Origin of the sequence: Epilithonimonas sp. UC225_85 (assembly GCF_042695135.1) — a bacterium.
Classification (GTDB): Bacteria; Bacteroidota; Bacteroidia; order Flavobacteriales; family Weeksellaceae; genus Epilithonimonas.
In genome coordinates, this window is record NZ_CP170547.1 from 2,999,915 (window position 1) to 3,013,427 (window position 13,513).

The following is a 13,513-nucleotide window of genomic DNA, read 5'->3' on the forward strand; positions in this document are numbered from 1 at the left end:
TTAATTAGTTCCGTTTTCAGAAGTATAGATTTTCTTAACTTTGATAAAAATAACAATGATGGATATTTCTAATCAACTTTTACATCAGGAAATCACAGACAAATTAAAAACTGCACCAAAAGAAGTTTTGGAAGTAGTTTTGTCTTATCTGAACGGTATTTCAAATAAAAATATCTCTCAATTTGAACTTTCCGAGGAGCAAAAAGAAAGTTTGCTAAATATCAGGAATCGAAGTTATTCGGAACATACTGACGTTGACATTTTCATCAATGAAATGAGTGAAAAATATGGCATTTAAAGTCATAATTTCTGATGAAGCTAAAACTGATTTAGAATATTCTTACTTATATTATCGGGAAAATGCGAACAAAAAAGTTGCCGATAATTTCATTAAAGATTTTAGTAAAATAGGGAAAATAATTTCTGAAAATCCATATTTCAAAATCTGGTTTGAAGATTTCCGAGCCGTTCCTTTGAAAAAATATCCTTTCTTAATATTCTTCTCAGTTGATGAAAAAGAAAATATTATTGTGGTAGCCAGAGTTTTCCACACCTCTCAAAACCCTGAAAAATATCCATAAAAAAAGCGAAAGATTTCTTTCGCTTTTTAGTTTTTATAAAATTTAGAAATTACATTACTTCCATCTTAAAAGTCATACTCTCAATCACTTTCAAGATCGCTTCAACCGTATCCATTGATGTCAAACAAGGAACCCCGTTTTCCACAGACATTCTTCTGATTTGAAAACCGTCTCTCTCGGCTTGTTTTCCTTTAGTTGTCGTGTTTACAACGTACTGGACTTTTCCTTTTTGAATCAAATCGATAAGGTTTACACTTTCCTCTCCGATTTTGTAACCTATTTTTGTAGGAATCCCTTTCTCTTCAAAATACTTCGCTGTTCCTTCTGTCGCCCAAATTCTGAAACCTATTGTATGGAATCTTCTTGCAATCTCAGCAGCTTCTTCTTTGTCCTGATCAGCAACGGTGAATAAGATTGAACCGTGCGTCGGAACTTTTCTACCGGCGCCGATCAAACCTTTGTACAAAGCCTTTTCGAAGGTTGAATCTTTCCCCATTACTTCGCCCGTCGATTTCATTTCCGGTCCTAACTGGATATCTACTTTCGTCAGCTTGCTGAAAGAGAAAACCGGAACTTTTACGAATATGCCTTCTTTGTTCGGAATCAATCCGGAAGTGTAACCTAGGTCTTTCAATTTTGCTCCAAGAATTGCTTTCGTGGCAAGATTTGCCATTGGAACATCAGTGATTTTGGATAAGAAAGGAACCGTTCTGGACGAACGTGGATTCACTTCAATTACAAAAACTTCGCCTTTGGAAATCACATATTGAATATTCATCAATCCAATGACATTCAAGCCTCTTGCTAATCTTTGCGTATAATCTTCTAATGTTTTGATTTGAGTTTCCGTCAAATGTTGTGGCGGATAAACCGCAATCGAATCTCCGGAATGGACACCTGCTCTTTCGATATGCTCCATAATTCCGGGAATGACAACCGTCTCGCCATCACAAATTGCATCTACTTCTACTTCCTGTCCAGTCAAATATCGGTCAATCAAAACCGGCTGGTCCGGACTTGCTTCCACCGCATTTTCCATATAATGAGCGAGCTCTTTTTCCGTATAAACGATTTCCATCGCACGTCCGCCCAAAACATAACTTGGACGAACCAAAACCGGATAACCAATTTCGTTGGCAATCACAATCGCTTCTTCTTTTGAAGTCGATGTTTTTCCTAAAGGTTGTGGAATCCCCAATTCCTGAAGTGCTTTTTCGAATTTATCTCTGTTCTCAGCTCTGTCCAAATCTTCGAGTGAAGTTCCTAAAATCTGAACGCCGTGTGCTGCTAATTTATCCGCTAAATTGATGGCTGTTTGTCCTCCAAACTGAACCACAACACCTTTTGGTTTTTCGAGTTCGATGATGTTCATCACGTCTTCTTCCGCCAAAGGTTCGAAGTATAATTTGTCAGCAATCGAGAAGTCTGTAGAAACCGTTTCAGGATTATTATTAATGATAATCGCCTCGTAACCCATCTGTTGGATTGCCCAAACCGAATGAACCGTGGCATAATCGAACTCGACACCTTGCCCGATTCTGATTGGACCAGAACCTAAAACGATGATTTTTTCTTTATCAGAAACCACACTTTCATTCTCTTCCTCATAAGTTCCGTAGAAATAAGGTGTTTCAGATTCAAATTCAGCAGCACAAGTATCAACCATTTTGTAAACCGGCATTACTTCGTTTTCTTTTCTGAAATTGAAAACTTCACGTTGCGTTGTTTCCCAAAGATGAGCAATATTAAGATCTGCAAAACCTAATTTCTTAGCCTCGATAATCGTTTCTTTATCGAATTTGTTATCTGCAATTGTCTTTTCGAAATCAATTAATTTCTTAATTTTCCAGATGAAGAATTTATCGATTTTGCTCCATTCAACAATCTGTTCCCAATCGTAACCTCTTCTCAAAGCATCACCGATGATGAACAATCTTTCGTCATCGCAAACCCGGATTCTTCTTTCGATTTCCTCGTCTGTAAGTGCTAAAGCTTGTTTTGTTTTTAATCCCAAATGACGAAGTCCGGTTTCCAAAGAACGGATGGCTTTGTGCAAAGACTCTTCGAAATTTCTTCCGATGGCCATTACTTCGCCTGTCGCTTTCATCTGAGTAGAAAGTCTTCTGTCCGCCGTTTCAAACTTATCGAAAGGAAATCTTGGAAACTTGGTCACCACATAATCCAAAGCTGGCTCGAAACAAGCGTAAGACGTTCCGGTTACAGGATTTTTAATTTCGTCGAGTGTCAATCCAACGGCAATTTTAGCTGCAATTTTCGCAATCGGATAACCAGTTGCTTTACTTGCCAAAGCCGATGAACGCGAAACTCTCGGATTTACTTCAATAATATAATAATCGAAAGAATGTGGATCGAGAGCGAGCTGAACGTTGCAACCACCTTCGATTCCCAAAGCACGGATGATTTTGAGTGATGCATTTCTCAGCATCTGATATTCTCTGTCAGAAAGTGTCTGCGAAGGCGCAACCACGATGGAATCTCCCGTGTGAACACCAACCGGGTCGATGTTTTCCATATTACAAACCACGATCGCGTTGTCGTTTTTGTCACGCATCACTTCATATTCTATCTCTTTGAAACCTGCGATAGATTTCTCAATCAGACATTGCGTTACGGGAGAATATTTTAATCCCAATTCGGCAATTTCACGAAGTTCAGGTTCTGTGGCAGCAATTCCACCGCCTGTTCCACCCATTGTAAAGGCTGGACGAACAATCACCGGATAACCGATTCTGTCAGCAAAAGCTACGGCTCCATCAACAGTTGTTACGATGTCTGAATCTGGAACCGGCTCATTCAATTCGTGCATCAACTCACGGAAAAGGTCTCTGTCTTCGGCTTGGTTGATAGCGTCCAATTTAGTTCCTAAAACTTCAACTTTACATTCCTCCAGGATTCCGGATTTCTGTAATTCCACGGCCATATTAAGTCCGGTTTGTCCACCTAAAGTCGGCAGCAAAGCATCCGGACGTTCTTTTCTGATAATTCTGGAAACGAATTCCAGAGAAATCGGTTCGATATAAACTTTGTCGGCAATTTCTTTATCCGTCATTATCGTCGCCGGATTGGAATTGATCAGAATCACGCTGTAACCTTCCTCTCTTAAGGAAAGGCAAGCCTGTGTTCCCGAATAATCAAATTCCGCAGCCTGGCCAATGATGATTGGACCTGAGCCGATTACTAAAATTGTTTTTATGTCTGTTCGCTTTGCCATTTTACTTTTTTACTTGATTAGATTTAAACGCCTCCATTAATTCAATAAAATCATCAAATAGATAATTCGCATCCTCTGGTCCTGGACTAGCTTCCGGGTGGTATTGAACTGAGAAACAAGGATGAATTTTGTGTTTCAAACCTTCGTTGGTTCTGTCGTTCAGTGCGATGTGTGTTTCTATTAAATCAGTATTTTTCAAAGATTCTTGGTCAATTGCATAACCGTGATTCTGAGAAGTGATTGCTACTTTATTTTTTTCTAAATCCAAAACCGGATGATTGCCACCTCGGTGACCAAATTTCAGTTTGTAAGTTTTTGCACCACAAGCCAAACCAATCAATTGATGCCCCAAACAAATCCCGAAAATCGGTACTTTTCCAAGCAATCCATTAATCAATTCTGATGCACCTTTCACATCTTCCGGGTCGCCAGGACCGTTGGAAAGCATTATACCGTCTGGGTCCATTAGTAAAATCTCTTCTGCGGTTGTGTCCTGAGAAACTACTATGATGTCGCAATTTCTTTGAGACAATTCGCGGATAATTCCCAATTTGGAACCAAAATCTACCAACACCACTTTGAATCCTCTTCCAGGACTTGCGTAAGCTGTTTTTGTGGAAACAGATTCTACTTGGGTTGTTGGGAAGTTAGTCACTTTCAACTCTTCAACCACAGAATTTTCGTCTGTTTCCGCGTTTACGATTTTTCCTTTTACAACCCCTTTGTTACGAAGAATTCTGGTCAGTCTTCGGGTGTCAATTCCAGAGATTCCGGATAGATTTTTCTTTTGGAACAATTCATCCAAAGTCATTTGAGTCCGGAAATTGGAAGGCAAATCGCACAATTCTTTCACGATTAAACCTTTGATTGCCGGTTCGATGCTTTCGTAATCGTCTCTGTTAATACCATAATTTCCTATCAAAGGATAGGTCATACAAACGATTTGTCCGCAATAACTTGGGTCGGAAATCAATTCCTGATAACCCGTCATTCCTGTGTTGAAAACCACTTCGCCGGCAGTTTCCTGTTCTGCTCCGAATCCTACCCCATTGAATACTTCTCCGGATTCTAATATTAATTTCTTTTTCATTTTTTATTTTTATTGTACAATGTAAAACGTATGATGTACAAAGACTTATTTTTAATTTTTACTCAAAAAAAACACGCCCGAAAAGCGTGAATTAATTTTTAATTTTGGGAGTCGACAAACTCGAAACCTTTATTCTCAAGGTCGAATTTAAGAATCGCCATTCTTGCAAAAACGCCGTTCTGCATTTGTTTGAAGATTCTGGACCTTTCACATTCTACCAATTCCGAATCAATTTCTACACCTCTGTTGATTGGTGCTGGATGCATAATGATTGCAGTTGGTTTCATTTTCTTTTCTCTTTCTTTCGTCAACCCGAATTTCTTCAGATAATCTTCAGATTTAAAATTGAAAGTTCTCTCGTGACGCTCGTGCTGTATTCTTAGCAACATTAAAACATCCACTTCTTTCACCAAATCATCGAACTGCATATAAGTTCCGTTGACCAACATTCCTTCGTCAAACCAGAATTCTGGGCCAGAGAAATATACTTTTGCGCCCAATCTTCTGAATAAGCCCGAACCTGAATTGGCAACTCGGCTGTGTTTTACATCGCCTACAATTCCAATCTTCAAACCTTCAATCTTTCCGAATTCCTGAATGATGGTCAAAGCGTCCAAAAGTGCCTGTGAAGGATGACTTCCAACGCCGTCGCCTGCATTCACGATACTCAATTTCGCATCCTGAAGCTGGTCGTAATATCTTTTCTCGGAATGTCTGATAACTGCCACTTCTACGCCGATAGCTTCCAAAGTTTTGATCGTGTCAAGCATCGTTTCGCCTTTTGCAATCGAACTTTTTTCAGCCTCAAAATCGATGACCTGAAGTCCGAGTTTCTTCTCCGCCACTTCAAAACTTGTCTTGGTTCTGGTACTATTCTCAAAAAAGAGGTTCGCGGCGAAAACATCACCTTTAATTTTGCTGACTTTACCATCTGCAAACTGCTGTGCTTCCTGTAAAATTTTCTCTATACTCTCCGTGGAGACGCGTGCAAGCTTGATCATATCTGAAATTTTTAAATAAAAAAAACGAAGCCTAAAAGACTTCGTTAAATATAAAAAATATTGTTGTTGTCGGCAATACTGCCAAATGTTTTTGTCGCTAAATTCTGTACCAGATTCATTGGGTGCAAAGATACCAATATTTTCGATATGATAAAATCTTATCTATACTTTTTTATAATAAATCAATGAACTTCTGCGCTTAAAATTTCTCCAGTCAAATATTTTCTTTACTTTTGAAAGAATGATATTATTATGAGTTTGGACAAAAAAGACAAATTAATTCTTTCACTTCTTCAGGAGGATTCTACGCTATCAGTAAAGGAAATCTCCGAAAAAATCGGACTGACTTTCACGCCGACTTACGAGCGTATCAAAAACCTTGAGAAAAGTGGCGTTGTAGAAAAATATGTCGCCCTACTCAACCGTGAAAAGCTCGGAATCAACATCGTTGTTTACTGTAATGTTCGCCTCAAAGAGCAATCTCAAACGACACTGAAAGAATTTGAAAATTACATTTCAAAATACGATGAAGTCCAGGAAATCATCAGTCTTTCCGGCGAATATGATTATCAGTTAAAAATCCTTGCAAACGACATTTATTCCTACAATCATTTTACAGTGAATGTGATTTCAAACAGTCCTCATATTGGGCAATATCACAGTTCTATCGTATTGGCTGAAGTTAAAAAATCGACCAAATTCAAGCTGGATTAATTTCAAGTCTCTCGCAGATTTAGCAAATTCAGCAGATTTCAAATAATCTGCAAAATCAGTTTTATCTGCTAGAAAAAATCAAAATGCTTATCCTAATAATTTATCTCTAACTTTATTAAACTGATATTCGATTTCGTCGAGACAAAGGTTTCCCAAACTGCCTTGATGAGAATGATTGAGTTCCTTATAATTGTATTCAAACAAACCATTTTCTATTTCCTGACCGATTTGGATGTAAGCATCTCGAAATGATTTTCCATTCTTTACTTCTTCATTGATTTTTTCCACGCTGAAGATGTATTTGTACTTTTCGTCGTCCAGAATATTATCTTTCACTTCGATGTTTGGAAGCGTGTAAATAAGGATTTCGAGACATTCTTTCAAAGAATCGATGGCTGGGAAAAGGATTTCTTTTGTCAATTGCAAATCTCTGTGATAACCAGAAGGCAAATTATTCGTAACTAAAATCAATTCATTCGGCAAAGCCTGAATTCTGTTGCATCTTGCTCTTACCAACTCAAAAATATCCGGATTTTTTTTGTGCGGCATAATGCTGCTTCCAGTCGTAAATTCTTTTGGAAAGCGTATAAAATCGAAGTTCTGACTTAAATAAAGACAAACATCGTAAGAAAATTTGCTTAAAGTCCCAGCCAAAACCGACAATGAATTTGCCAATAATTTTTCGGATTTCCCACGCGTCATCTGCGCATAAACCACATTGTGATTCAATGTTCTGAAACCGAGTTTGTAAGTCGTACTTTCTCTGTCAATCGGGAACGACGAACCGTAGCCAGCGGCCGAGCCTAGTGGATTTTTATTAATGATATTCTTCGTTGCAAAAAGCAATTCCAAATCGTCCACCAAAGATTCTGCATACGCGCCAAACCACAATCCAAAAGACGACGGCATCGCCACCTGCAAATGCGTGTAGCCAGGCAGCAAAACGTCTTTGTGAAGATTGGCTTTGTCTTTCAGGATTTGAAAAAATAAATCGGTCAGTTCTGTGATTTCTCTGATTTCGTCAATCAAGTATAATTTGATATCCGTCAAAACCTGGTCGTTTCTTGACCTTGCGGTGTGGATTTTCTTTCCTGTTTCGCCTAATTTTTCTATAAGGATATTTTCGATTTGAGAATGGATATCTTCTGCGGTTTTATCGATTTCGAAAGTTTCTTTTTCGATTTCCGAAAGAACTTCTTCCAAAACCGCCACGATTTCCTGCTCTTCATCAAGGCGAATCAACCCAACTTCTGCCAACATTTTTGAGTGGGCGATAGAACCCAGTACATCGTATTTTGCTAATCTGTCGTCAAAATCCAGGTCTTTTCCGACCGTGAATTTTGTAACCAAATCATTGGTTGTGGTGTTGTCTTTTTGCCAGATTTTTTTCATTTTCTTATATTTTGATGTTTTGAACGCAAAGCGCGCAAAGTTTTTTTAACAACTAACTGTTTTATTAAGGTTCGCAAAGGCGCTTACGCTCAGCTAAGACTAAATTTTTAAGCTCATTTGAAGTGAAGACAAATCTTCAGCTTTGCGAAGCTGCAGCCCGACTTGAACGGAGCTCTTTTTTTCATTGCGAATATTGTCAAGTTCTATTGATTGACTCACTTCAATCGCAATGAAAAAAAAGCGGGAGTGGAAGGCGGAAAAGCGGCCCAAATTATTTACAATATTTTTTCTAATATTTTGATATAAACATCGATGCCTTCTCGGATTTCGTCGATGTAAATAAATTCGTCTGCGGTGTGGGAACGCAAGCTGTCACATGGTCCCAATTTGACCGATGTGCACGGAATAATCGCTTGGTCCGAGGATGTTGGCGAACCGTAAGTCGTCCTGCCCAACGCCAATCCAGCCTGAACAAACGGATGATTGACGTCAATTTTTGAGGAGTTGAGACGGAACGACCTCGGCGTCAGTTTTGATTTCATCTCCGACTGGATGATTTCGAAAACTTCTCGATTTGAATATTCGTCTGTCACGCGAACATCTAATGTGAAATTGCATTTTTCGGGAACGACATTGTGTTGCGTTCCAGCGTTGATGACGGATAACGTCACTTTCACTTCGCCAAGATATTCAGACACTTTTGGGAATTTGAAATCGAGGATGTTTTGCAAATCCTTCATACATTTTACAATCGCATTGTCATCGTTCGGATGTGCGGCGTGAGAAGGCGTTCCCAGCATTTCGCCGTCGATTACCAAAAGACCTTTTCTGCAATCGCAAGATTCATTTTTGTAGGTTCTCCAACGATTGCCAATTCGACGTTCGGAAGCTGTGGAAACAAGGCTTCGATGCCGTCCAAACCGGAGATTTCTTCTTCGGCTGTCAAAGCAATGACTAAATTATGAGTCAAATCTTCAGCTTCATAAAAATAAAGAAAAGTCTGCGCCATCGCTACCAAAGATGCGCCTGCATCGTTGCTTCCCAAACCGAATAATTTGCCGTCTTTTTCCACCGGAATAAATGGGTCCAAAGTGTATGCTTTGTTCGGTTTTACCGTGTCGTGGTGCGTGTTGAGGAGAATCGATGGTTTGCCGGCGTCAAAATGTTTGTTGGTTGCCCAAATGTTATTTTTGAATCGATTGACCTTCAATTGATGCTCATTGAAAAAGCATTCGATGATGAGCGAAGCGTTGTATTCGTCGCGACTCATAGATGGTGTTGCGATGAGTTTTTTCAGTAATTTGACGGCGTTTTCCGCAAGTTCTTCTCTGCTAAAGACAGATTTCAGTTCCTTCATTTCCTTGTTTTATTTGGTCTGACAGTTTTTTTTCGTTAATCAAAGACACTTTCTGGACGCTGTTTTCTTTGGCCTTGAAAGCATTTTCGAGTTTTGGTAAAATTCCCTTGTGAAGTTTTCCTTTTGATTTTAATTCAGAAAATTCATTTTTATTAATGGTTTTAAGATTTGAATCCTCGTCTTCCACATCTTCTAAAACCCCGTTTTTATCGAAGCAGAACAACAATTCTGTCTCGAAATTTTTTGATAAAGCCTGGGCAATAGTTCCGGCAATCGTGTCTGCGTTGGTGTTTAACAGATTTCCTTTTTTATCGTGAGTGATTGCAGAAAACACCGGAGCCAAACCCAGATTTATCATATTTGTAATCAATTCCTGATTGATACTTTTTTCATTAATATCGCCAACAAATCCAAAATTGATGGTTGGATGCTGACGCTTTTCAGCTTGAATTAAATTTCCGTCTGCACCGGAAAATCCCATCGCGTTGCAATTGAAACTCTGCAATTTTGCCACAATATTTTTGTTGATTCGGCCGGCGTAAACCATTGTTACGAGCTTCAAAGTTTTCTTGTTTGTAATCCTGCGACCATCGATCATCGTCTGCGTGATTTTCAGTTTTTCCGCTAGAGTTTCTGCAATCTTTCCACCGCCGTGAATCAAGATTTTGGCGCCTTCGATTTGAGAAAACTGCTGAAGAAAAGCTTTCAATGATTTTTTGTCATCGATTAAAGCGCCTCCGATTTTTATGATGTGTAGTTTTTGCATTTATTATTTTGCCTTTATATTTCGGCTAAAGCCAATTTAATTCCATCCGCATAAACGGGCTAAAGCCCGCTCCTATTGATATTTTCAATTCTCATCTTTCCTATTAATATCATCTAAGATTTCACTGAAAACCGCTTGTGCAGAAAAAATTCTGTTTTTTGCCTGCTGATAAATGATTGAGTTTTTGCCGTCCATTACTTCATCACTTAACTCCAGATTTCTACGGACGGGAAGGCAATGCATTACTTTTGCATTGTTAGTTAATTCTAATTTTTCATTGGTCAACATCCAGTTTTCTCCAACTTTCGGCATCGCTGTATAATCTTCAAACGACGACCAGTTTTTCACATAAACAAAATCTGCGTCTTTCAACGCTTCGTCCTGATTATGAATTATTTTTGTGTCTTTTGTGAAATTTTTATCCAAATCGTAACCTTCCGGATTTGCAATCACGAAGTCAACGTCCATTTGTTGCATCCATTCTGTGAATGAGTTTCCAACAGCCTGTGCAATCGGTTTGATGTGAGGCGCCCAAGTCAAAACGACTTTTGGTTTTCTGTCTTCTTTCCAGTTTTCTGTAATTGTGATGCAATCTGCCAAACTTTGCAACGGATGACGGGTTGCAGATTCTAAAGAAATCACGGGAACTTTGGCGTGTTTCAAAAATTGGCTTAGAATGCTTTCGTTCACATCATCTTCTTTGCTTTTCATTCCTGCGAAACATCGTACGGCGATGATATCACAATATTGATTCAGGACTTCGATAGCGTCTTTGATATGTTCAACAGTGTCGCCGTTCATCACCGTTCCATCAGAGAATTCAAGATTCCAAGCTTCTTGAGCAGCATTGAGTGTTAGGACATTTAATCCTAAATTTTGTGCAGCAATTTGGGAACTCAATCTTGTTCTGAGACTGGAATTAAGGAAAACCAACCCAATTGTTTTTCCTTTTTCCTTAATTGGATTTTGTAATGGATTTTCTTTTATTTTTAAAGCTTTTGCAATGATTCCTTGCAAATTATCTATATCGTAAACCGAAGTGAAATTTTTCATTTGATTAATTTTTTGAACGCAAAGCGCGCAAATATTTTTTTTAACTACTAACTGTTTTTAAGGTTCGCAAAGGCGCTGACGCTCATCGAAGTGAATGTTTTTAATTCTCTGTTAAAACCTGTTTTTTCGAATCAATGGCAGTCAAAGTTCTTTCTAAAGCATTGATGAACAAATCGGATTCTCTTTCCGAAATATTGAGCGCCGGTAAAATCCGCAGAACATTCTTGTCATTAGCATTTCCGGTAAAAATAAAATGTTCAAATAATAATTCTTTCCTGACATCTGCACAAGCTTGGTCGAGCTCGATTCCAATCATCAGACCACGCCTTTTGATGTTTTTGATGTGTGGGAAATCTTTGATTTTTTCTTCGATGTAAGCTCCTATTTTTTCAGAATTTTGAATCAAATTTTCATTTTCAATCACTTCCAAAACTGCAATTCCAGCCACGCAAGCCAGATGATTTCCTCCAAATGTAGTTCCCAATAATCCGTAACTCGCCTCGAATTTTGGACTAATCAAAACGCCTCCAATCGGAAAGCCATTTCCCATTCCTTTCGCAACCGTAATCAAATCCGGTTTGATGTCGAATTCCTGATGGGCAAAGAATTTTCCGGAACGTCCGTAACCAGACTGCACTTCGTCTAAAATCAAAACCGCATTATTTTCTTTGCACAATTTTTCAATCATTAAAATGAAATCTTTGTCCAATATATTAATACCGCCAACACCTTGAATTCCTTCGACAATCACTGCAGAAATTTCGTTTTGATTTTCTGTAAAAATCTTTTTTAGTTCTTCAGAATTATTGAATTCACATTTGATAAAATTCTCAGATTCATTGACTGGTGCGACGATTTTCGGATTATCTGTTACCGCCACAGCAGCGGAAGTTCGGCCGTGGAAAGCTTCTGAAAAATAAATGACTTTCTTTTTTCCATTGTAGAATGAAGCCAGTTTCAAAGCATTTTCATTCGCTTCTGCTCCGGAATTGCATAAAAACAATGAATAGTCTTCGTAACCTGATAATTTTCCTAATTTTTCAGCCAATTCAGTTTGTAAATTATTCTGAACCGAATTGGAATAAAAACTGATTTTCTCCAATTGATTTTTCAATTTCTCAACATAATGCGGATGGTTGTGACCGATGGAAATCACTGCGTGACCACCATAAAAATCGAGGTATTTTTGGCCTTTTTCATCCCAAAGGAAAGAACCTTCGGCTTTGACAGGATTGATGTTGAAAAGTGGATATACGTTGAATAAATTCATTTTTACATTTTTTAAACGCAAAGTGCGCTAAGATTTTTTTTATTTTTCAAACTGCTTTTAAGATTCGCAAAGACGTAAAACTCACCAAAGTTTAAAAGGCTAAAGGTTTTAAGTTTAATCCTAAATTTTGGTTCCAACCGTTTGCGATATTCATATTTTGGACTGCTTGTCCAGATGCGCCTTTCAATAAGTTATCGATTGCGGAATGAACTGCTATTTTGTTTCCTTGTTTTTCGATTTGGATGACACAGTAATTGGTATTTACAACTTGTTTCATATCAATCGGTTTTTCTGAAATTCTTACGAAAGGTGAATCTTTGTAGAAATCCTTATATAATTTGTAAATTTTTTCTAATTCCAAATCACATTCAATAATTGAACTTGTAAAAATCCCTCTTGCAAAATCACCGCGCCACGGAACGAAATTGAGTTCTACTTCATTGTCATTAAGCAAATTGACTTGTTTTAAAATCTCGCCGACGTGCTGATGATTCAGAGTTTTGTAAGCTGAAATATTGTCATTTCGCCAAGTGAAATGTGTTGTCGGTTGCAGAGATTGCCCAGCTCCAGTTGAACCTGTAATTCCAGTTGTGTAAACATCTTTCAGCAAATTTTCTTTTGCTAATGGTAACAATGCCAATTGAATCGCAGTTGCAAAACATCCAGGATTCGCAATGCTATTCGAATTCTGAATTTCATTAAAATAAATTTCAGGCAAACCATAAACAAAATTTCTGTTTCCAAAATTACCATCGAGACGGAAATCGTTTCCTAAATCTATAATTAAAGTTTCTTCAGAAACTGGATTTTCATTCAGCCAGTTTTGGCTTTCTTTGTGGGGAAGGCAAAGGAAAAGAATGTCAGTTTCTGAAATTTCGTTCGTCAAAACCAAATCGCAAATCGAGTCCAAATCCGGATATAATTCTGAAATTTTCACTCCGGAATTGGAACGACTGAACAAAAAATTTAATTCTATATTCGGATGGAATACGAGCAAACGAACGAGTTCGCTTCCTGTGTAGCCATTAGCTCCGATGATTCCGACTGATTTTTTCAT

At 38.2% G+C, this 13,513-nt stretch carries 11 protein-coding genes and 1 pseudogene; 3 read left to right on the forward strand and 9 right to left on the reverse strand.

Going from position 1 to position 13,513, the window contains the following annotated elements; all coding sequences use genetic code 11:
* Positions 1-55 precede the first annotated feature (55 nt).
* Together ACFJGY_RS13715 and ACFJGY_RS13720 are read left to right on the forward strand one after the other, a co-directional pair.
* Positions 56-298 carry a hypothetical protein gene (locus ACFJGY_RS13715; RefSeq protein WP_379964853.1) on the forward strand — a complete coding sequence of 81 codons (243 nt, stop codon included), beginning with the start codon at positions 56-58 and terminating at the stop codon, positions 296-298.
* Positions 288-581 carry a type II toxin-antitoxin system RelE/ParE family toxin gene (locus ACFJGY_RS13720; RefSeq protein WP_379964855.1) on the forward strand — a complete coding sequence of 98 codons (294 nt, stop codon included), beginning with the start codon at positions 288-290 and terminating at the stop codon, positions 579-581. Before ACFJGY_RS13715 ends, ACFJGY_RS13720 begins: the two co-directional genes overlap by 11 nt.
* A gap of 49 nt (positions 582-630) precedes the next feature.
* Here ACFJGY_RS13720 and carB read toward each other — a convergent pair whose 3' ends face one another.
* From carB to ACFJGY_RS13735, 3 genes are all read right to left on the reverse strand, one after another.
* Positions 631-3,813, reverse strand: a complete 3,183-nt coding sequence (carB, locus tag ACFJGY_RS13725; protein ID WP_379964857.1) for a carbamoyl-phosphate synthase large subunit — start codon at positions 3,811-3,813, stop codon at positions 631-633.
* Position 3,814: 1 nt separating this feature from the next.
* A complete protein-coding gene (gene carA / locus ACFJGY_RS13730; RefSeq protein ID WP_379964859.1) occupies positions 3,815-4,903 on the reverse strand; it encodes a glutamine-hydrolyzing carbamoyl-phosphate synthase small subunit in 1,089 nt (362 codons plus the stop codon).
* Positions 4,904-5,001: 98 nt separating this feature from the next.
* Complete coding sequence (locus ACFJGY_RS13735; protein WP_379964861.1) at positions 5,002-5,904, reverse strand: aspartate carbamoyltransferase catalytic subunit; 903 nt, start codon at positions 5,902-5,904, stop codon at positions 5,002-5,004.
* 252 nt (positions 5,905-6,156) lie between these two features.
* On the opposite strand from ACFJGY_RS13735, the gene ACFJGY_RS13740 reads away from it, so the two are divergent.
* Positions 6,157-6,618 (forward strand): Lrp/AsnC family transcriptional regulator, encoded by a 462-nt coding sequence (locus ACFJGY_RS13740; RefSeq protein WP_379964863.1) that lies wholly within the window; start codon positions 6,157-6,159, stop codon positions 6,616-6,618.
* An 87-nt stretch (positions 6,619-6,705) separates the two neighbouring features.
* On the opposite strand, the gene argH is transcribed toward ACFJGY_RS13740, so the two are convergent.
* From argH to argC, 6 genes and pseudogenes are all read right to left on the reverse strand, one after another.
* The gene (gene argH, locus ACFJGY_RS13745; protein ID WP_379964865.1) at positions 6,706-8,010 is read right to left on the reverse strand and encodes an argininosuccinate lyase; all 1,305 of its coding nucleotides are present in this window, start codon (positions 8,008-8,010) and stop codon (positions 6,706-6,708) included.
* Between the two features lie 275 nt (positions 8,011-8,285).
* Positions 8,286-9,367, reverse strand: a pseudogene (locus ACFJGY_RS13750) (M20 family metallo-hydrolase).
* Positions 9,342-10,133 carry an acetylglutamate kinase gene (gene argB / locus ACFJGY_RS13755; RefSeq protein ID WP_379964867.1) on the reverse strand — a complete coding sequence of 264 codons (792 nt, stop codon included), beginning with the start codon at positions 10,131-10,133 and terminating at the stop codon, positions 9,342-9,344. Before argB ends, ACFJGY_RS13750 begins: the two are co-directional and overlap by 26 nt.
* An 84-nt stretch (positions 10,134-10,217) precedes the next feature.
* The gene (locus tag ACFJGY_RS13760) at positions 10,218-11,186 is read right to left on the reverse strand and encodes an N-acetylornithine carbamoyltransferase (RefSeq protein ID WP_379964869.1); all 969 of its coding nucleotides are present in this window, start codon (positions 11,184-11,186) and stop codon (positions 10,218-10,220) included.
* Between the two features lie 100 nt (positions 11,187-11,286).
* Positions 11,287-12,456 carry an aspartate aminotransferase family protein gene (locus tag ACFJGY_RS13765; RefSeq protein ID WP_379964871.1) on the reverse strand — a complete coding sequence of 390 codons (1,170 nt, stop codon included), beginning with the start codon at positions 12,454-12,456 and terminating at the stop codon, positions 11,287-11,289.
* A 91-nt stretch (positions 12,457-12,547) separates the two neighbouring features.
* Complete coding sequence (argC, locus tag ACFJGY_RS13770; RefSeq protein ID WP_379964873.1) at positions 12,548-13,513, reverse strand: N-acetyl-gamma-glutamyl-phosphate reductase; 966 nt, start codon at positions 13,511-13,513, stop codon at positions 12,548-12,550.